Annotated in this window: 14 protein-coding genes; 13 read left to right on the plus strand and 1 reads right to left on the minus strand. The window is 27.3% G+C overall.

Going from position 1 to position 22576, the window contains the following annotated elements; translation table 11 throughout:
* The first annotated feature begins 148 nt into the window (after nucleotides 1–148).
* From ACH36K_RS08930 to ACH36K_RS08990, 13 genes are all read left to right on the plus strand, one after another.
* Nucleotides 149–1369: a YgeY family selenium metabolism-linked hydrolase gene (locus ACH36K_RS08930; protein WP_411170580.1), complete on the plus strand. Its 1221-nt coding sequence runs from the start codon at nucleotides 149–151 to the stop codon at nucleotides 1367–1369.
* A gap of 156 nt (nucleotides 1370–1525) precedes the next feature.
* The gene (locus tag ACH36K_RS08935; RefSeq protein WP_411170581.1) at nucleotides 1526–2809 is read left to right on the plus strand and encodes a sigma-54 interaction domain-containing protein; all 1284 of its coding nucleotides are present in this window, start codon (nucleotides 1526–1528) and stop codon (nucleotides 2807–2809) included.
* A 101-nt stretch (nucleotides 2810–2910) separates the two neighbouring features.
* Nucleotides 2911–3564 carry an HAD family hydrolase gene (locus tag ACH36K_RS08940; RefSeq protein ID WP_411170582.1) on the plus strand — a complete coding sequence of 218 codons (654 nt, stop codon included), beginning with the start codon at nucleotides 2911–2913 and terminating at the stop codon, nucleotides 3562–3564.
* Between the two features lie 308 nt (nucleotides 3565–3872).
* Nucleotides 3873–5201 carry a putative aminohydrolase SsnA gene (gene ssnA / locus ACH36K_RS08945; protein WP_411170583.1) on the plus strand — a complete coding sequence of 443 codons (1329 nt, stop codon included), beginning with the start codon at nucleotides 3873–3875 and terminating at the stop codon, nucleotides 5199–5201.
* A 98-nt stretch (nucleotides 5202–5299) separates the two neighbouring features.
* Nucleotides 5300–7036, plus strand: a complete 1737-nt coding sequence (locus ACH36K_RS08950; protein ID WP_411170584.1) for a hypothetical protein — start codon at nucleotides 5300–5302, stop codon at nucleotides 7034–7036.
* A 74-nt stretch (nucleotides 7037–7110) separates the two neighbouring features.
* Entirely contained in the window at nucleotides 7111–9672 is a 2562-nt protein-coding gene (gene xdh / locus ACH36K_RS08955) for a selenium-dependent xanthine dehydrogenase (protein ID WP_411170585.1), read from the plus strand.
* 459 nt (nucleotides 9673–10131) lie between these two features.
* Nucleotides 10132–12657, plus strand: a complete 2526-nt coding sequence (gene mprF / locus ACH36K_RS08960; protein WP_411170586.1) for a bifunctional lysylphosphatidylglycerol flippase/synthetase MprF — start codon at nucleotides 10132–10134, stop codon at nucleotides 12655–12657.
* A 480-nt stretch (nucleotides 12658–13137) separates the two neighbouring features.
* Nucleotides 13138–14154 (plus strand): lysylphosphatidylglycerol synthase domain-containing protein, encoded by a 1017-nt coding sequence (locus ACH36K_RS08965; protein ID WP_411170587.1) that lies wholly within the window; start codon nucleotides 13138–13140, stop codon nucleotides 14152–14154.
* 201 nt (nucleotides 14155–14355) lie between these two features.
* Nucleotides 14356–15123, plus strand: coding sequence for an ABC transporter ATP-binding protein (locus ACH36K_RS08970; protein WP_411170588.1), 768 nt, complete (start codon nucleotides 14356–14358; stop codon nucleotides 15121–15123).
* Complete coding sequence (locus ACH36K_RS08975) at nucleotides 15113–17110, plus strand: ABC transporter permease (protein ID WP_411170589.1); 1998 nt, start codon at nucleotides 15113–15115, stop codon at nucleotides 17108–17110. The genes ACH36K_RS08970 and ACH36K_RS08975 overlap by 11 nt, the downstream gene beginning before the upstream one ends.
* 120 nt (nucleotides 17111–17230) lie before the next feature.
* Nucleotides 17231–17845 carry a VanZ family protein gene (locus ACH36K_RS08980; protein ID WP_411170590.1) on the plus strand — a complete coding sequence of 205 codons (615 nt, stop codon included), beginning with the start codon at nucleotides 17231–17233 and terminating at the stop codon, nucleotides 17843–17845.
* Between the two features lie 293 nt (nucleotides 17846–18138).
* Complete coding sequence (locus ACH36K_RS08985) at nucleotides 18139–18810, plus strand: response regulator transcription factor (protein ID WP_411170591.1); 672 nt, start codon at nucleotides 18139–18141, stop codon at nucleotides 18808–18810.
* A complete protein-coding gene (locus tag ACH36K_RS08990) occupies nucleotides 18807–19820 on the plus strand; it encodes a sensor histidine kinase (protein WP_411170592.1) in 1014 nt (337 codons plus the stop codon). Before ACH36K_RS08985 ends, ACH36K_RS08990 begins: the two co-directional genes overlap by 4 nt.
* A 109-nt stretch (nucleotides 19821–19929) precedes the next feature.
* Here the strand turns inward: ACH36K_RS08990 and ACH36K_RS08995 are convergent, their stop codons facing one another.
* A complete protein-coding gene (locus ACH36K_RS08995) occupies nucleotides 19930–22275 on the minus strand; it encodes a family 10 glycosylhydrolase (protein ID WP_411170593.1) in 2346 nt (781 codons plus the stop codon).
* Between the last annotated feature and the right edge of the window lie 301 nt (nucleotides 22276–22576).

A 22576-nucleotide genomic window follows, 5' to 3' on the forward strand; every position in this document is an offset into this window, starting at 1 on the left:
TTAATTAATATAAAAGTATATAAGATTAAAAACGTTATTTTGAAAATTAACCTATAAATAAAGCTTTAAATATAGATTTGGCACAAATTATGCTGAATATAAATTTAGTTATATATATAGTACATAAATTAAAATGGAGGGGTCCAATATGGATTATAAATATATCTATGAAGAAATTGTAAAGTGTGCAGAAAAGTATAAAGATGATATGAGTAACTTTTTAAGAGAAATAATAGCCATACCTTGTGAAAGTTGCAATGAGGAGCTTAAGATATTAAGAATAAAAAAAGAAATGGAAAAGGTAGGTTTTGATAAAGTAGAGATAGATCCCATGGGAAACATATTGGCTTATATAGGAAGAGGAAGTCATTTAATTGCATTAGATGGACATGTAGATACTGTTGGAGTTGGTGATCCTAGTCTTTGGAATTATAATCCTTATGAAGGCGACGAAGATGAAGAAATAATCATAGGAAGAGGATCCAGTGATCAAGGTGGTGGAATAGCTGCTATGGTATATGCTGGGAAAATAATAAAGGAACTAAATTTAGAAGATGATTATACTTTATTAGTAACATGTACTATACAAGAAGAAGATTGTGATGGCTTATGCTGGCAATATATAATTAATGAGGATAATATAAGACCTGAGTTTGTAGTTATTACAGAACCAACTTCTTGTAATATATATAGAGGTCATAGAGGAAGGGTAGAAATAAGGGTTAGCGCTAATGGAATAAGTTGCCATGGATCTGCACCAGAAAGAGGAGAAAACGCTATATTTAAGATGGCTCCTATATTAAATGAATTAAAAGATTTAGATAAAGAGCTAATGGATAATGACTTTTTAGGAAAAGGAACATTAACAGTATCAGAAATATTTTACTCATCTCCTTCAAGATGTGCAGTAGCAGATGGATGTAGCATTTCAGTAGATAGAAGGTTAACAGATGGTGAGAGCTATGAATTTGCAATAAATCAAATTAAAAATTTACCTTCAGTAAAGAAAGCAAAAGCAGATGTGTCAATATATAATTATGATAAAGAATCTTATACTGGACTTTCATATAAAACAGATTCATACTTTCCAACATGGGTTATTCCAGAAGAGCATGAGGTTTGCCAAACTTTTATAGAGGCTTATAGAAACCTATTTAATGTAGAGCCTATAGTAGATAAGTGGACCTTTTCAACTAATGGAGTATCTATAATGGGAAGATACGGAATTCCATGTATAGGTTTTGGGCCAGGGCATGAAGATCAAGCTCATGCTCCGAATGAAAGAACATGGAAAAGTGAAATAGTAAAATCAGCTGCTATGTATGCATTAATTCCTACAATATATATAAATAAAATAAAAAATAAATAAAGGAAAAAAGAAGTATTAGAATTTCTAAAGCTTCTTTTTTTATACTTTTCTTACCTTCAGTTTTTTATCATTATAATAATTGTAAGGGTAAGGAAAAAATGGTAAGATAATATATGAGAGGATTATAATCAATAATATAAAACAAAAGGTGATAGCATGGAAGAAAAGTTTATTAAGGACATAGCTAGTCGAATAAGTGATGGAATTATAATTTTAAATTCTAACAACAAAGTAATTTATGCAAACAATTACGTAAGAAAAGCCTTAAGTATTGAAAGTATTGATTTAGAAAAGGTAGAAATATCCACATCAGAGGATGCAGATAAAAATACAATAGGATTAAAGGCAAAGGGTATTGAATATGATGGAATAGGGGAATTTTTAGAAACTAATCTGGACTCTTATAATTATAAAAGCATAGTTATATTAAATAAGATATGCAAAAAGAATAAGTGTAATAATATAACAGAAAGTAATGCTTGGGGAGAAATAAAATTAGAATCCGTAATTGGAGAGTCTGAAGCTATGAAAAATATAAAAAGAAAGATTATTAAAATAGCTAATTCAACTTCATCTATACTTATAACAGGGGAAAGTGGAACAGGAAAAGAGGTAGTAGCAAGAGCTATACATTCACAAAGTAATAGAAGAAATAAACCTTTTATTGCTATAAATTGTGCTGCTATACCAGAAGCACTTCTTGAAAGTGAGTTATTTGGATATTCCAAAGGTGCTTTTAGTGGAGCAAATAATAATGGTAGAGTTGGAAAGTTTGAGCTTGCAAATGGAGGAATAATATTTTTAGATGAAATTGGAGATATGCCTCTTTCTCTTCAAGTAAAATTACTTAGAGTTCTTCAAGAAAGAAAATTTTCTAAAATAGGCTCAAATAAAATGATAAACTTAGATATAAGAGTTATAGCTGCAACTAATAAAGATATAAAAGAAATGATAAAAGAAAAGAAATTTAGAGAAGATCTTTATTATAGAATAAATGTAATACCAATAGAAGTACCTAATCTTTCAGAGAGAAAAGAGGATATAAGACAATTGGTATTAAGTTTTATAGATAAATACTGTACAACGTATAATTTAGAAAAAATAGATATAGAAGATGATGTTATAGAAAAACTTAAAAATTATCCATGGCAAGGTAATATAAGAGAATTACAAAATGCAGTAGAGTTTATGATAAATCTTGTAGATGATGATAACAGAATAACTTGTAGTATATTACCTGATTACATTTTAGAATATTATAGCTCACATGAAGAAAGTACTTTGGATAATATTATAGATGGAGATTTTATAACATTAGAGGAGCTAGAAAAGAGATATATAAATTATGCATTAGAAAAATATGGACATGACACTAAAGGGAAATCTAAAGCTGCAAAGAAGCTTGGAATAGGACTAGCTACTTTATATAGAAAAAGTTAATATAAAATAAAATACTTATTTTATTTAAAATATAAACTAAATATAGTAGAATTTTATATAAAATCATATATAGATAAACTATGTTAAGGAAGGTTTTATAAATGAAATACAAATGCTTAATTTTAGATCATGATGATACAGTTACAATGAGTACACCTAATATACATTATCCATCATTTGTAGAGGCACTTAAAGTATTAAGACCAAATACAGAGATATTAACACTTGAAGACTTTGTTTCAAATTGTTTTAGCCCAGGATTTTCAGAACTATGCAAAGATATTTTGAAATTTAATAAAGAAGAGCAGGAATATCAATATAAAGTATGGACTAGCTATACGAAGTCAAAAATTCCAGAGTTTTATCCTGGCTTCGCAGAGTTAATAAAAGATTTTAAAAATGCAGGTGGAATAATTTGTGTTGCCTCACATTCAGAAAGTGAACAAATTAAAAGAGATTATATGATTAATTGTGGTATAGTACCAGATAAAATATTTGGTTGGGATCTTGAAGTGGATAAGAGAAAACCAAACCCATATCCGATTAAAGAAGCTATGAGGGTCTTTAATTTAAGTAGTAAAGATATCTTAGTTGTTGATGATTTAAAACCAGGATTAGATATGGCGAAAAGTTGTGATGTTGATTTTGCTAGTGCAGGATGGTCACATTTAATACCGGAAATAATTGATTTCATGAAAGATAACTCAAATTACTATTTATCAAGTGTTAGTGAATTAAGAGATTTGGTATTATAGAATTGGTTTGAAGTTACTGGAAATTCAAAATGCTTCTGAAAATTATGCTTTAATAGTATAAATTTCAGAGGCTATTTTTTATTCTTAAAATGATAATTACATTTACTAAATTGATAATAAATTTAAATTTTATTAATTTTAAAGTCACTCTATAAAAGTATATTGATTTAAAATAAAAATTTTAATCATCATTAATACTTTTATATAACTAAGTAGAAAAAAATAGAATATAATAATTCAATTATTACAATTTTGGCATGGATAATGCTTTATATAATTTTGATTATATTATACTGGAGGGAAAATAAATGATTTTAATAGGTAATGGTATAGTTATAACTCAGGATATTAATAACCCCATTATAAATAATGGAGCTGTTGCTATAAAAGATAAGGTAATAGTTGAAGTTGGAGATTTTGAAAGCTTAAAAATTAAATATAAGGATTTTGAATTTATTGATGCTAAAGGCAAAGTAATAATGCCAGGGCTTATTAACACACATCATCATATTTATAGTGCTTTTGCAAGAGGAATGGATGCAAAGGAAGATCCAGCACAAAATTTTAATGAAATATTAGAAAGACTTTGGTGGAAGCTAGATAAAAAACTAACACTTGAGGATACAAAATATAGTGCATATACAACATATATTGATTGTATTAAGAATGGTGTTACTACTGTTTTTGATCATCATGCAAGTCCTATGAGCATAACTGATAGTCTATTTACTATAGGGGATGTGGCTAAAGAGCTTGGTATTAGAACATCTTTATGTTATGAAGTATCAGATAGAGATGGATTTAATATAACTGATGAAGGTATAAATGAAAACGTAAACTTTATAAAATATGCAAATAAAGAAGAGGATGATTTAATAAAAGGTTTATTTGGACTTCATGCTTCCTTTACTTTAAGTGATAGAACTTTAGAAAAGTGTGCAAAGGAAATACAAGGACTAAACTCAGGATTTCATATTCATGCCGCAGAAGGAATATCTGATTTACATGAGGCTTTAAAGAATGGTGGGAAGAGAGTAATTGAAAGACTTTATGATTTTAATATATTAGGAGAAAAAACTTTAGCCGTTCATTGTGTTCATATAAATAATAGAGAAATGGATTTACTAAAATATACTAATACAAATGTAGTTAACAATCCAGAATCTAATATGGGAAATGCAGTTGGATGCTCTCCAGTACTAGAAATAATTAATAAAGGAATAAATATAGGAATGGGAACAGATGGATACACTAGTGATATGTTTGAATCCATGAAGGTCTTCCCTATAATACAAAGACATAATAGATGTAATCCAAGTGTAGCTTTTAATGAGACATTTAAATTGTTATTTGAAAATAATAGAAATATAGCAAATAGATTCTTTAACAAGGAACTTGGAATATTAAAAGAAGGTGCTTATGGAGATGTGATTATAGTTGATTACAATCCTTTGACTCCAATGAATGCAAATAATATAAATGGTCATATGCTTTTTGGATTTACAGGTAGATCTGTCTTAACAACTATAATTAATGGAAAAGTTGTGATGAAAAATAGAGAATTAGTAAATATAGATGAAGAAAAAATATTTGCAAATTCAAGAAAAATAGCACAAAAATTATGGGATAAAATGTAATAGTTCTTAATTATATATTTAAAAATTTTTTATTTATAGTAAAAATATATAGCAATATGAATTCATATAAAATTTGTTTTAAGAAAGGTGGAACAACCATGAGTGATGTAATGAAAGTAATGTCTTTTGAAAAAATTCTTGAGCTAACGCTTAAAGATTATTATACAAAAGGAAAAATATTCGGAATAGAAGAAAAAGATTTTTATAGAGATATTGATAATAGTATAGAAATGGATTTTTGTGGAGAATACTTAAGATTCCCAGTAGGTCCTGCAGCTGGTCCTCATACACAATTAACTCAAAACTTTTTAGCAGCTTATCTAACAGGATGCAGATATTTTGAACCTAAGACTGTTCAAATAGTAGATGGAAAAGAAATGCAAGAAATGATAGCAAGGCCTTGTATTGATGTTAAAAATGTAGGATACAATGTAGAATGGTCTACAGAGTTAACAGTTGAAGAAGCAAGAGATGAGTACATTAAAGCCTCAGTATTATTACAAGTTATAGGTATTGAACTTGGATTATCAGATGTAAAAGATTTTATACTTAATATAAGTGTAGGGTATGACCTTAAGGGAATTCAGTCAAAGAAAATTTCTGACTTTATTGATGACCTTAAAGAGGCAAAGAATACTAAGGCATTTATAGAGTGTATAGAGGTATTAAAGAAAAATATAGATAAATTTAAAAAATTTAAACTAGAAGATATAGATAAGATTACTTCAAAGGTTACAAATATAATTACACTTTCTACAATGCATGGATGTAAAGCAAGTGAAATTTTAGACATAGCAACTCATTTAATATCTAATAAGAAAATAAATACATTATTAAAATGTAATTCTACATTATTAGGATATGATGCTGTAAGACAAATTTTAGATGATTTAGGTTACAGTGACATAGAATTAAAAAGAGAAGACTTTGAACATGACTTACAGTTTGACGTGGCTAAAGAAATAATAACTAAGCTATTACAAATAGCTAAAGAAAATAATGTAACATTCGCAGTTAAGTTAACAAATACATTACCTGTAGTTAATACTAGAAATGTTATGCCCGGGGATGCTATGTATATGTCTGGAAAACCACTTTACCCAATAGCGATAAATGTAGCTAAAAACATTGCTAGTGAGTTTAATGACATAAACATATCTATATCAGGTGGAATAGACAAAAACAATGCATTAGATGTATTTAATACTGGAATTGCACCTATTACTATAGCAACATTATATTTACAACCAAAAGGATATACAAATAATAATGCTGTATTAAATGAAATAAAAAAAGCAGGACATACACCTGAAGGATTAAATCTTGAAGCTTTAAGTGAATTAGCTAATAAGGCAAAGAATGATACTAATTACAAGAACAAAGGCAACGGTAAAGTTTTAGAAGATAAACTAGAGACTTTTGATTGCTTAAAGAGCTGTGGAATTTGCGTTGATGTATGTCCAAATAGAGCCAATATGAAGGTGGCTGTTGAAGAGCTCTCAGCTAATTATCAAATAGCTCACGTTGAAAATATGTGTAATGAATGTGGTAACTGCCATATGTTCTGTCCAAAGGGTGGATTTCCATATCTTAAGAAAACAACTATTTATCAAGATTTAGAAGAGTATAAGAATTCAAAGAATACTGGATTATTAAGAATTGGAGAAGATAAATTCTTATTAAGAGAAGATGGAAAAGAATATATCTATGTAGTTAATTCAAAAGAAGATAAGAGCAAATTAGAAATTACTGTTGAAACAATTTTAAAAGATTATCCTTACTATATTGACAAAATAGATGTTTTAAACGAAGACGAATTAAAAAATTATGTATAAATAAGATATCTAAAAGATGCCTTATTTATAAAACACTAAAATTATTAGTTTGATAATTGAAAGGAGCAAGTTAAATGTATAATTTTAGGCTCAATGGTAAAAGTTTATCAGTAGATGAAGATATGGGTTTACTTGATTATTTAAGAGATATAGCACAATTAACATCTGTAAAAAATGGTTGTGCAGAGGGGGCTTGTGGTGCTTGTATGGTCCTAGTAGATGGGGTAGCACAAAGAGCATGTATTCAAAAATTAAGTAGACTTGAAAATAAAGAAGTAATTACAGTTGAAGGAATTAGTGAAAAAGAAAGAGATGCTTTTGCTTATGCCTTTGGTAAATGTGGAGCAGTCCAATGTGGATTCTGTATTCCAGGAATGGTTATAAGTGCAAAGGGATTACTTGATAAAAATTTAAATCCTACTGAAGATGAAATAAAAAATGCACTTAAAGGTAATATATGTAGATGTACAGGATATGTAAAAATCATAAAAGCAATTAATTTAGTTGCAGAGCTTTTAAGAAATAATGAAGAGGTACCTAAGGTTTATTGTAAAGGATTAGTTGGAGAAAATTTACCTAGAATTGATGCCGAGATTAAAACATTAGGAATAGGTAAATACGCAGATGATTTACATTTTGATGGAATGCTTTATGGTTCAGCTTTAAGAGCAAAATATCCAAGAGCTTTAGTTAAAAATATAGATACATCAAAAGCAAAAGCTTTAGAAGGCGTTTATGCAGTAATAACAGCAAAGGATATTCCAGGAGATAGATTTATTGGACATTTAGTTCAAGATTGGCCAGCAATGATAGATATCGGAGAAGAAACTAGATACTTAGGAGATGCAGTTGCCTTAGTAGCAGCTAAGAATAAAAAGATATTAAAAGAAGCATTAACTCTTATAGAAGTAGACTATGAAGAACTTCCACCTGTAACAAGTCCTGAAATAGGTATGAAAGATGATGCTCCAAAAGTTCATTCAAGTGGGAATATATTAAGTAGGCAATATTTAAAAAGAGGAGATGCAGATGAGGCTATAAAAAACTCTAAGTATGTTGTAACTGAAAGGTATAGCACTCCTCCAACAGAGCATGCATTTTTAGAACCAGAATGTGCAGTTGCAAATTATGAAGATGAAGTTTTAACAGTTTATACAGGTGGTCAAGGAGTTTATGATGAGCTTCGTGAAATAGGAAAGCTTTTAAATCTAGACCCAAGCAAGCTAAGAATTAAAAGTATGCTTGTGGGTGGAGGATTTGGAGGCAAAGAGGATATGAGTGTTCAGCATCATGCAGCACTTTTGACTTACTTCACAAAAAAACCAGTTAAAGTTGCTTTAAGTAGAAAGGAAAGCTTAATTATTCATCCAAAGAGACATGCTATGGAAATGGAATTTACTACAGCTTGTGATGAAAATGGAATTCTAACAGGAATGAAAGGAAGAATAATATCAGATACAGGTGCTTATGCATCATTAGGTGGACCTGTACTACAAAGAGCATGTACTCATGCAGCTGGACCTTATAATTATCAAAATATAGAAATTGAAGGTATAGCAGTATATACTAATAATCCACCAGCAGGAGCGTTTAGAGGATTTGGTGTTACTCAATCAGCTTTTGCAAATGAATGTAATATAAATAAGCTTGCAGATATGGTAGGACTTTCTCCATGGGAATTTAGATATAGAAATGCAATTAGACCAGGACAAGTATTACCAAACGGACAAATTGCTGATGAAGGAACTGCTTTAGTAGAAACTTTAGAAGCAGTAAAGGATGCTTACGAAAATAATGATCATGTTGGAATAGCTTGTGCTTTTAAAAATGCAGGGTTAGGAGTTGGTATTCCAGATACAGGTAGATGTAGAATAGTGATTAAAGATAATAAAGCAGTTATTAGAACTTCTGCAGCTTGTATAGGACAAGGGCTCGGAACTATAGCAACACAAATTTTATGTGAGACTACAGGAATAAATCCAGAAAATGTTTCAGTAGATAATCCAGATACCTTTACAACTCCAAATTCAGGAACTACAACAGCTTCAAGGCAAACTGTATTTACAGGAGAAGCAACAAGAGTAGCATCTTTAAAGTTAAAAGAGGCATTAAAAAGTAAATCACTAGAAGATCTTGAAGGTCAAGAGTTTTATGGAGAATATGTTTCAGATACAGATCCAATGGGAAGTACAAAGCCTAATCCTGTAAGCCATGTTGCTTATGGATATGCAACTCAAGTAGTAGTTTTAGATGATAATGGAAAAGTAATTAAAGTTATAGCTGCTCATGATATTGGAAGAGCTGTTAATCCTGTAGCAGTAGAAGGACAAATAGAAGGTGGAGTAGTTATGGGACTTGGTTATGCATTAACAGAAGACTATCCATTAAAAGATGGAGTTCCTTTAGCTAAGTTTGGTACACTAGGATTATTTAGATCAACAGGGATTCCAGAAATTGAAACTATATTAGTTGAAAAAAATAAAGCTAGTTTAGCTTATGGAGCAAAGGGCGTTGGAGAAATTGTTGTTGTCCCAGCAGCACCAGCTATGCAAGGAGCTTACTTTAAGCTAGATGGAGAATTTAGAACTAAATTACCATTACAAAATACTTTTTATAAAAAATTAAAAAAAGTTTAAATATAATTATATAAAAACAGCATTAGATTATTAATGCTGTTTTTTATTTTATATACTTTTAAAATAAAAAATATTTATATTACAAAAATGAAAGGATTAAGTAAGGTAAATAAATATCATAAATTATTAAGAGATACTATAATAGAAACATAAGATAAAGTAAATGAGGAGATGATTATTTTGAAAAAAGTTAAGGATGTTTTATCAGTAGTAGCATTAGTATTATTTGCAGGATATAATGAAGAAAAATTCAATCTATAATAGAGAGAATTATTAAATATAAATAAAAGATTAAAAGAAATAATGATATATTAAAATAATCTTAAGATAACCTTAAAATAAACATAAATATTAAGTTTTCTTTTGAAATTAGTTAGTTGATTAATATATACTTATAAGCGTATCATTATTAATTTAATTATTTTAAAAGTATAAAATAAGTTTGTAGGGAGAATTTATATGAAATTAAAACTCGAGAAGAAACTAAAAATGTTAATAAAAGTAGCTTTTATATTAGCTATTTTTACAATAATATTTATGGAGTTTAAGAAACTATTTTTAGACTTTAATGCCAGTGTATTTTACTTTTATAAGGATAAGCTATCTATATTTAGTTTGGTGATTATTGGGATATTAGGAATTGTATCTTATTTTCCTTTATCATTATACGATTTAATCATAAAAGATACTTGTGAAATAGATTTAGATAATAAGAGTCTTTATAGATTTTCTTGGATTGCAAGTTCTATTTCAAGTATTGTAGGTTTTGGAGGCACCTCAGCAATAGCTTTGAAGAGTTACTTTTATTCACCATACATAAAGGATAAAAGCAAATTAGTGAAAGAAGTATCTAAAGTTGTAGCATTAAATTTTACTGGATTTTCTATGGTATGTTTTGTTTATTCTATTTTTAATATTTCAAAATTAAGAGATTTTCAATTAGTTCAATTAGCAATAATAATAGCTTCATTTTATACGCCAAGTCTTTTAATTTATAATTTATTTAGATATAGAAATATAGAGAAACGTAAAGATGCAATTAAAACAATTAAAATAATGTGCACATCTATACTAGAGTGGATAACATCAGTAATTTTAATATTTGGAATATTAACTTTATTAGGAACTAAATTAGGATTATCTCAAATATTCCCTATATATGTAGTTGCATGTGCAATAGGAATAATAAGCATGGTTCCAGGAGGTCTTGGAACATTTGATTTATCATTTATTTTAGGAGTAGGGGCTTTAGGTGTTCCAAAGGAAGAAGCATTATTAGCTCTAGTTTTGTATAGAGTAAGCTATTATATAGTACCTTTATTTATAGGATTAATCTTATTTATAAATGAAATTAAAAAAGAAATAGATAAAAAATATAACAATATATTTACTTCAATTTTAACTAATCTTTCATATACAGTATCATCAATTTTAATATTTTTAACTGGAGTAATGATTTTATTATTTAGAGTAATGCCGCATATGAAGTCTACTTTTAGAAGGATGTATGTAATGAGAGAACCAATAAATAATTTATCTATTACTATGGAAATAGTTATGGGATTTTTACTTATTGCAATTTCAACTATGCTTTTATATAAATCAAAGCAAACTTTTAAAATTGTTATGGTTTTAGTATCAATTGCTTGGACAGGCTCAGTAATTGGAGTATATCGTTATTGGCAAACTGGATTTTTGACCTTTGTGATAATTTTCTTGTTTTTAAGTAGACATAACTTTTATAGGAAAAGTTTTGTATTTTCATGGGAAAAACTACTTAAGGATTCAATTGCATTATTTGGATTTTTATTAGTATATCTAATAATGTATTTTCCTAGATTTCCTAAAAGATTGCATAAATTTAGTGCTTACACTAAAGAAGTGGTAGAAAATGGTTATAATTACTTATTTATTAGTAGCATAATAGGATTTATAATTTCAATAATATTCATAGGGGTAATTTATTTAATTAATAAAAGAAATAGATATCCATTTGAAACCTTTGAAGATAATAAAGATAAAATAAAAAATATTTTAAGTAATTATAAAGGTAATCCATTAACACATTTAATATATTTAAAAGATAAATATGTATTCATTAATGAAGACAATACAGTTCTTATTCAATATCAAAAACAATCAGATAAATTAGTTGTTTTAGGAAATCCAATAGGAGATAGAAATAGTATATTAAGTGCAATAGAAGAATTTTATGATTTAGCAGATAGATACGGATACACTCCTATATTTTATCAGGTAGATAAAGAAATGATACCTATGCTTCATGAATATGGTTATGAATTTATGAAGCTAGGACAAGAAGGTGTTGTAGACTTATCCAATTTTTCTGTATCAGGGAAAAAGACAAGAGGATTAAGAGCAACTTATAATAAGATAGAAAGAGCTGGATATACCTTTGAGATTATAGAGCCACCCTTTAACAAGGATTTTATAGCTGAGTTAAGAGAAGTTTCTAATGAATGGCTTGGAGAGAGATACGAAAAGGGTTTTTCAATTGGCTTTTTTAATGAAGAATATTTATCATTAGATAAAATGGCAGTAGTTAAAGATGAAAATGGAAAAATTAAGTGTTTTGCTAATTTAATGCCTATGTATGATTCGGAAAGAAGTTTTTCTATAGATTTAATGAGGTATTCAAATGATGCAATAATTGGTACAATGGATTTCCTTATGATAAATCTTATAGCTTATGGTAAAGAGAATGATTATAAGAATTTTGATATTGGAATGGCTCCATTAGCTAATGTAGGGACATCAAAATACTCCTTTATAAGTGAGAAGATTGCAGCTCAAATATGCATTCATGGACAATCGTTTTATTCCTTTACAGGATTAAGAAGCTTTAAAGAAAAATATACAAAACAATGGGTACCAAAATATTTGGCATATAGAAAAAAAAGCTCATTACCATTTACTATGATTCAGATAATATATTTATGTCATAGAAAAGTTAAAGCAAGTTAGAGTTTGTAGTTTATAAAATAAAATTAAATTTTGTAATTAAAATCACCTTTTTAAGTAATTTAGATAAAAACTATTTTATCATTCACTTAGGAAGGTGATTTTTTATAAAAATTTTTAGTGTTACATTACATAAATGAAAGTTTAAAGTAATATACATAAATACTATAAAGTATAGATAAACAATATAATAAATATATAAAGTTAAGCAAGGAGATGATTTTTATGAAAAAAATTAAAGATGTATTAACTGTTGTAGCATTAGTATTATTTGCAGGATATGATGAAGAGAAATTTAATCTATAATTAATAGACTAGAAATAAACATATTAATTATTTAAATAGTAGTAAATAAAATAATTTTCCTTAATTTATATATAAATGATATAAAAACTTTTGAATTTATATTGTTATTAATATATACTGATAAAGGTTGGGTAAATATTTTTTATTATATAAATTAATTTAGCAGGGAGAATTTATATGTTAGTTAAGGTTGAAGACAAAGTAAAAGTATGGATGAAAGTAATTTTTATGCTTGGTATATCAATGATTATACTTATTCAGTTTAAAAGATTATTTTCAGATTTCGATATAAATACATTTTACTCTTATAGAGACAAGCTTTCCTTTATAAGCTTAAGTATTATTATAATTTTGGGAATACTATCATATTTACCATTATCGTTATATGATTTTATAATTAAAGACACATGCAATATATCATTAGACAATAAAAGTCTTTATAAGTCTTCTTGGATTGCAAGTTCAATTTCAAGTATAATAGGCTTTGGAGGTGCAGCTGCAATAGCTCTTAAAAGCTATTTTTATTCACCTTATATTAAAGATAAAGCAGCTTTGGTAAAAGAGGTTTCAAAGGTAGTATTATTAAATTTTACTGGATTTTCACTACTTTGCTTTATTTATTCAGTATTAAACATAGATGATTTAAAAAAAATGGAATTAGTGAAATTAGGTATATTTTTAGCAGGGCTTTACGCACCAATTCTTCTAATATATAATTTATATAGATATGTAAATAAAGATAAACGTGAAAATGCTATAAAGACTATTAAAATAATGATAATTTCAATTTTAGAATGGACAGCAATGGCTTTATTATTATATAGTATTCTTAAATTGCTAGGAACTAAGTTAACAATATCAAGAATATTTCCAATATATGTAGTGTCCTCAGCTATAGGGATTGTAAGCATGATGCCTGGAGGGCTTGGAGGTTTTGATCTTTCATTTATTTTAGGGGTAGGAGCATTAGGAATAAATAAAGAAGAAGCACTACTAGCTTTAGTTTTATATAGGGTAAGTTATTATATTATACCATTAACTGTTGGAATAGTACTTTTAGTATATGAAACTAAAAAGAAAATAAATAAAAATTATATTGATGTATTTAAGATTATTGTTAAAAAACTTATTAATAAAATAAAGTTATATAGTCAAAATAAGATAAGTAGCTCTAATAAAAGTAAAGAAGTTTAAAAAGTTATTATAATAAATATACAGCAAACCTTTAAGTTAAGAAGGTTTGTTTTTTTTGCTTAACTATAGTTATCTTACAAAAATGAAAGGTTAATGAAAGTTAGATAAATATGTAATTACTTAATCGTAGGTTAAACTATATTTGTAAACAGAAATAATAAATATTAAATAAAACATATAGTACATTATTGGAGGAGAAATATGAAAAACATTTTAAGTGTAGAAAAAATCGAAAAATATTATGGTAATAAAGAAAATGTAACTAAGGCCATAGACAATATTAGTTTTAAAGTTGAAAAAGGTGAGTTCGTTGGAATAATGGGACCATCAGGTAGTGGGAAAACAACATTACTTAATTGTATTTCAACTATAGATACTGTAACAACAGGAAATATAATAATAAATGATAAAGATATTACAAAATTAAAATTAAAAGAACTTGAAAAATTTAGAAGAGATGAATTAGGCTTTATATTCCAAGATTTTAATCTGTTAGATACATTAACTGCTTATGAAAATATAGCATTAGCATTGACTATTCAAGGTAGAAGTCACAATAAAATTGATGGACTTATTAAAGGTGTTGCAGATAGCCTTGGTATTACAGAAGTATTAAGTAAATATCCTTACCAAATGTCAGGAGGACAAAAGCAGAGAGTAGCTTCAGCAAGAGCAATTGTTACTAACCCATCATTAATATTAGCAGATGAACCTACAGGAGCTTTAGATTCTAAATCATCAAGATTACTTTTAGATTCTTTTGAAACTCTTAATAAAGAATTAGAAGCAACAATATTAATGGTTACTCATGATGCCTTTACAGCAAGTTATGCACATAGAATTTTATTTATCAAAGATGGAAAGATATTTAATGAACTTGTAAGGGGAGGGGACTCTAGAAAGGAATTCTTCAACAGAATTATAGAAGTAGTTACTCTTTTAGGAGGTGACGCAGGCGATGTATTCTAAGATAGCATTTAACAACGTAAAAAAGAGTTTAAAAGATTATGCAATATATTTCTTAACATTAACATTTGCAGTTTGCATATTTTATAGTTTTAATTCTATAGAATCTCAAAAAGCATTATTTGAAATGAATAGTAGCCAATCAGACACAATAGCAGGGTTAAGTAAAGCCTTAGGAGTTGTATCAATATTTGTATCATTTATTCTTGGAAGCTTAATAATATATGCAAATAACTTTTTAATTAAAAAGCGTAAAAAAGAACTTGGAATTTATATGACATTAGGAATGGGAAAAAATAAGATTTCTAAGATGTTACTTGGCGAAACGCTAATAATAGGTGTTATATCATTAGTAGCAGGGCTAATAGTGGGGATTGTATTTTCTCAAGGACTATCAGTGTTTACAGCTAAATTATTTGATGTAGCGATGGGAGAATATAAGTTTGTTGTATCATTTGAAGCAATTATTAAAAGTACAATTTACTTTGGAATTATGTTTTTATTAGTTATGGTATTTAATACTATTGTAGTTTCAAAATATAAATTAATTGATATGCTAACAGCTTCAAGAAAAAGTGAAAATGTAAAACTTAAAAATCCAATTGTAAATATTATAATTTTTATAGTTTCAATTTTAATATTATCAGCTGCATATTATTTAGTAATAAAAGCAGGATTAAGACCAGAGGATATTAAGTTTGTTATGTCTTTAATATTAGGAATAGTAGGAACTTTATTATTTTTTATAAGCTTAGGTGGATTTAGTATATCTTTAGTACAAAGAAGCAAAAAAACTTACTTTAAAGAACTTAATATATTTGTTTTAAGACAAATAAGCAGCAAAATAAATACTAACTTTGTATCTATGACAGTAATTTCATTAATGCTATTTTTAACAATAACAACTCTTTCAACAGGACTTAGTTTTAAAAATGCCGTAGAGAGCAGTTTAAAAGATACTACACCATTTTCTGCATCAGCTATAATGTACTTAGATGAAAAAACTAATTCAAAGGATATAAAAGAAAACCTAGATAAGTTGAATGTTAAATTTAATAATGATGAGAAGTATATATTTTATACTGAATATAAATCAAATGAAAAATTAAAAGATGTTCTTAAAGATTATATAAAAAATCCAAATGATATTAAAGGCTTCGGAGATAATTCTATAGATATTATAAAGGTATCAGATTACAATAATATAATGATTCTTAGAGGAGAAGAAGAAGTGTCTTTAAAGCAAAATGAAGTTCTGATATCTTCCACGTATGGAAATAAAATTAAAAAGATAGAAGAGTTCGCTAAAAATGCAAAAAGTATAACTATTAGTAATAAAAGTTATAATATAGCAAACTCAGAGTTAATAACTAAATCTTTCTATACTGACGTACTATCAGGAAATATATTTACTGTTATAGTTCCAGACGATTTTAAAGAAGAGTTAATTCCTTCTAGATCAATTTTAAATGTTAATTATCCTGATAAAAAATACGAAGATAAGTATGCTGAGTTATTCTCAGATTTTATGAGTGGAAGTTATACAAAAAATGATTATAGCGATTTTGTTATAGGATATACAAGAGATCAAATATATATTGCTAATAAAAGCATGACAACTGTTATATTATTTATTGCAATATATTTAGGAATTGTATTTTTAATTTCTAGTGCAGCAGTATTATCATTGCAACAATTATCAGAAGCTGCTGATAGTAAGGAAAGATATAGCTCACTTAAGCGAATTGGAGCATCTAAAAAGATGATTAATAAAACTATATTTAAACAAACTTTAATATACTTCATGGTTCCGCTTACTCTAGCTATAGTTCATTCAATGGTTGGAATTGGTGTTATAAATGATTTTATAACATTATTTAACAAGCCAAGTATAGGAGTATCATCATTTATTACTTTATTTACTTTAGTAGCAGTATATGCTGGATATTTCTATGCAACATATACAGGATATAAAAATATAGTTAAATAAAAGAAATAGAATCATAATACAATGGGTTTGTTTTAAGGGTGCAATATTTAAAGTTATACGAAAATTCGTAGCGAAATTATTGAGAGCATAACCCAATTAATATAAAAAGGGGATAGGGAAATGGGTGAGTTAAAAAGTTTTATAATATCAATTTTTATAATTACTGTTTTAAATATTCTTTTAAAGAAAAATAGAAGGAACCATGATAAGGAAATAAAATGGCAACATTACCTTTTTGGATATATGTTTATAATATATCTTATAATTTCTTTAACACAAGTAGTGGGATTTCCTTCTCTGGAAGAATGGCAAAGACTTTCAAGATTAAATCAACCTATATTTAATCCTATTATAAATTTAATACCTTTTAACGATGGATTTGAAATTTCAGCTATACTTAATGTAATATTTTTTATGCCTTTTGGATTCTTATTGCCAACATTATGGAAAAAGTATAGAATATTATGGCCAACATTATGCAGCGGAATAGTATTTTCAATTATTATTGAAATTAGTCAATTATTTGTTTTACATCGTGAAACAGATATTAATGATTTAATAATGAATGCGGTAGGAACTATTTGTGGGTGGATTATTTTCAATATTATGAGCAATACTTTTTATAAACTTGCTAATAAAACAGTAGTTGAAATTTCTAATAGTGACAGTATAATTATTAAATTAGAACCTTATCTATATATTGTCACTGCAATTATAAGTTCATTTTTGGGCTGAAAAATTATAATATTATTAGAATTAAAAAAGTCGGCAAGTAATGCTGGCTTTTTCTTTATGATTTTATTGAGAATTCTACTATGGAAATACTTTTGATTTTACTATGAAAAATTTTTCTGCACTTTAAAGCCTAGCTTATTTACCCAAATAAGGTTGATATTCTTTTGAAAGTAGATATAAAATATAAATTATATGATTAAATAAGTTAAGTTTGTATGATAAATAGCAAGTTTTGGTATATAATAAATATATTAAAAATACATAATGATAATAATTTAAAATAGAGGTGAAAAATGTATAAAATCGTTATAGTTGAAGATTCAGAATCTATAAGAGAAGAATTAAAGACGTATTTAGAAAGGTATGGATATGATGTAGAAGCACCAGATTCCTTTGAAAATATTATAGAATATATAGATAATAGTAATGCAAATTTAATATTATTAGATATAAACCTTCCACTTTATGATGGTTATTATATTTGTAGAGAAGTAAGAAAAAAATCAGATGTTCCTATAATTATAGTTACAAGTAGAGATAGTCAAGTTGATGAGCTTATGAGCATGAATTTGGGAGCAGATGATTTTATAACAAAACCATATAACACAGAAATATTAATTGCTAGGGTTTCTGCTTTACTAAAAAGAAGTTATGGAAAAAATAGTAATGAAGAAGTTATATCTTACGGTGATTTAAAGTTAAACTTGGCAAATGGAAGCATCACTTATGAAACTAAAACCGTAGAGCTTACTAAAAATGAGCTTAAAATTTTAGCTCATCTAATAAAAAATAGAGGTAAAATAGTTTCTAGAGATGCTTTAATGGATGCTCTTTGGCAATCTGATTTATTTTTAGATGATAATACATTATCAGTAAATGTAACTAGATTAAGAAAGAAAATAGAAGAAATAGGTCTAGATAATATTATAGAAACTAGAAGAGGATTAGGTTATATAATGCCATGAGTATATTAGAGTATATAAAGGAAAGAAAAGCTATAATAATAATAAATATTTTTTTATTTATACTTGTAGCAATAACTTTAATAGTTGCAAATAGAAATATATGGTTGACTGTATTGATTTTCTCAACATGGATATTGCCGTTAATAGCTAATATTTTAGTTGAATATTTTAAACGAAATAAATTTTATAATGATATGATTTCTATATCAGAAAAATTAGATAAAAAATATCTTTTGCCAGAGGTAATTGAAGAACCCGATTTTTTAGAAGGCAAAATAGTTTATGATGTATTAAAAGAAACAAATAAAAATATGAATGAAAATGTTAAATACTTTAAAAATAAACAAATAGAGTATAGAGAATATATAGAAACATGGGTTCATGAAATTAAAACCCCAATTGCTTCAACAAAGTTAATATTAGAAAATAATGAGAGCGAAATTGCTTCAAAAGTATCTTATGAAATAAAGAAAATAGAAGGTTTTATAGAGCAGGTATTATATTATTCTAAGAGTGAAGATGTTAGTAAAGATTATATAATTAAAGAGTTTAACTTATCAGAGGCAGTTAAAATTGCAATAAGAAATAATTCTAGAGATTTTATAAATAAAAGAATAAAATTAGAGCTCAATGAAATAAATGTAATGATATTTAGCGATGTTAAGTGGGTAAGTTTTATTATTAATCAATTAATAGGGAATGCCATTAAATATAGCGAAAAAGGAAAAGGTAAAGTAAAAATATATTCAAAGTCAAATGAAAATAGCAATTCATTAATTATTGAAGATAATGGAGTAGGGATTAATGAAAGAGATATAGATAGGGTATTTGAAAAGGGATTTACAGGGGAAAATGGAAGGCTTTTTGGTAAGTCAACAGGAATAGGATTATATTTATGTAAAAGCCTTTGCGATAAATTAGGATTGGGGCTTAAATTAGATTCTAAAAAAAATGAAGGAACAAAAGTAGAAATAGTATTTCCTTTAGGTAAATTTACAATGTTTAGATAGAATAGAGTAGCCATTAAATATAAAACTAAAATAAAGTTACCCTAGTAAGAATAGTATATTACTTAATTCTTACTAGGGTGCTTTTTATTTTAAATATTTTATTTATAGGCTATTTTTTCTTAAATAAAGCCGCTCCAGCTATAGTTAGAATTGAAGCAAAGCTTAATAAAAGTGATGAATTTCTTCCACCAGTAGTAGGAAGTTTACCTTGTTCATTCTTACCTTGTTCATTTTCATTTTTATTTTCTTTTAATTCTTTAATTTTTGCTTCAGATTTTACAAGTTTGTCTAAATTAGTTATAGCGGAATCATTGTTTGCAATAGTAACTAATTCTCTAGCTACTTTTATAGCTTCTTCATCCTTTAAAGTTATATTCTCTAAAGCAGGAAGCTTGTCTATTGCATCAATAGCAGCATTTTCTTTAGCTTTTTGTTCTTCTTCCTTAACCTGTTCAGCTTTAAGCTCTGCTATTCTATTTTCAGCAGCAACTAAAACATCTAGGTTAGTAACATAAGAATCATTATTTAAAGCCTTAACTAAAGCTCTAGCTGAAACAACAATAGCTTCATCTTCTAATGTTAATTTATCTAATGAAGGAATCTTATTAATTGCTTCAATAACAGGAAGTGCAGCAGCTTCTTTATCTAAAATTTCTTTATTAAATACTTTAGCTTCGTTTTCTACTGAAGCATTATCTATTACAGTAACAGCATAAGTATATGTTTTGTTAGCATCTACATTTTTATCAACAAATTCTTTTCCAGCTTCAACTCCAAAACGGCCAATTAAATTAGCTGGATTAGTTATATCAACTGCATCTAAATTACCTTCTTGTCTATATACACAGTAGAATTTACTATCAGTATTAGTATCATCCCAACTAATTTTAATTTGATTTCCATTTATTTCATACTTAGCATTTGACACAGGTACAGTTGCTACTTTATCTAACCAAGGCTTACCTGGTACATTAGATGGTAGGTTAAAGTAATCCTTCTTTAAAATAGCATTTGCATGATTTAATACATCATATTTATCTCCAGCTCCACCAACAGTTTGAGGTAATAGCTTATTATAAGAGAAGAAACCACTACCTTTAACATTTTTAAATTTTTGATTAAATCTTAATTGATTAGCTATTTCATATGGATTTTTAAAGTTAGCATCCCAAGAAGCATCTATATATTTATAGTTTGGATGTCCAATATAAAGATGAGAATTGTTAACTCCTTCAAATTGAGTATCCCACCACTTTAATAGTTCACCATATGGAGCAGCAGGAGTATTAAATGCCCAGTATATTTGCGGTGTTAAATAATCTACTAATCCATCTTGAACCCATTTTCTAGTATTAGCAAATTGGTCTCTAAGACTTGAAGTTGAACCAGTTGGAGTATTAGATCCATCTGGATAAACCTCAGCATGTCCCCAAATACCAAATGGAGAAACGCCAAATTGTATTGACCTATCATTAGCTGTATTTATTGTATCGATTTCATTTTTAATAGCTCCTATAAGAATATTTATATTATTTTCTCTCCATTTAGCAGCATTTTCTAAATTATATTCTCCAAATCCTCTATTATAATCAATGAAAGTTTGTTTATCTATACCTTGTTCTGCGAAAACAATAGTATTTCCATCCTTAGTATATTTATAAGGATAGAAGTAATCATCAAAGTGAATAGCATCTACGTCATATTTAGTTGCAACTTCATTAACTCTAGCAACAACATAGTCAATAACTTCAGGTTTACCAGGATCTAAAAATAGTTTATTTTGGAATTCATAAACTAACTCTGGATGTAATCTTGCAAAGTTGCTTTCTGCAAGCTCATTTAACTTTTCAGAAACAGGTCTTTCATCAGCGTTATTAGTGACTCTATATGGGTTAAACCAAGCGTGGAATTCCATACCTCTTTTATGAGTTTCTGAAACCATCCATTCTAAAGGGTCAAATCCATTAAATCCAGGATCTTTACCTTGGAAAGTGTAACTATTTCCACCTTCATGAAGATATTGAGACCAAGGTGCAATATCAGATTTATACCAAGCATCAAGCATTGGACTTACTTGGAATGTAACTGCATTAAAATTTAATTCTTCAAATTTATCTAGATAAGATGTAAATTGAATCTTAAATTCTTCTTCAGAAGAAAGATTTGCATCACGAGTAACTGTATTAACATCAATATTGAATACAGTCGAAAGCCAAGCTGTTCTAAATTGTTCTTTTGGATTTATGAATTCATTTGGAATAGTGACTTGAGGTCCATCCTTATAAAGAGAAACAGGTTTAGTCTCATCATAAGTAATTTCTCCAGTTTGGAAATTGTACTCCTTAAAGTTAAATAGTGGTGATTCATTTTCTAAAGCGAATGCCTTAGTTGAAATTAGTGTTTGACTAGTTATGCTAGCAAGTAAAAGCAGAGCTAAAGTCTTTTTCTTATTCATTAATACCCCTCCTAATAAATAAAATGTAAATATATAACATGGAAATGTTTACATGTTATTCCTATTGTAACCTATAAGATTTAATATTTCAACATATTTTTTAAAAATTGAAATATATTTTCAAAAATGGGAAGTAAAAAAGCTCTTATAACTTAGGAAAATAAAAAAATCATCTTTAATTTTAAAAATAAATAACTTAATATAGCATATGTTTGCCAAAGTCAATATAGAAAGAATTCCATAATAAAAGCTAAGCCTGAAAATTTAATTTAGACTTAGCTTTTTAAATTACTTGGTTATT

The sequence above is a fragment of the Clostridium sp. MB05 genome (assembly GCF_046581255.1).
Lineage (GTDB): Bacteria > Bacillota > Clostridia > Clostridiales > Clostridiaceae > Clostridium.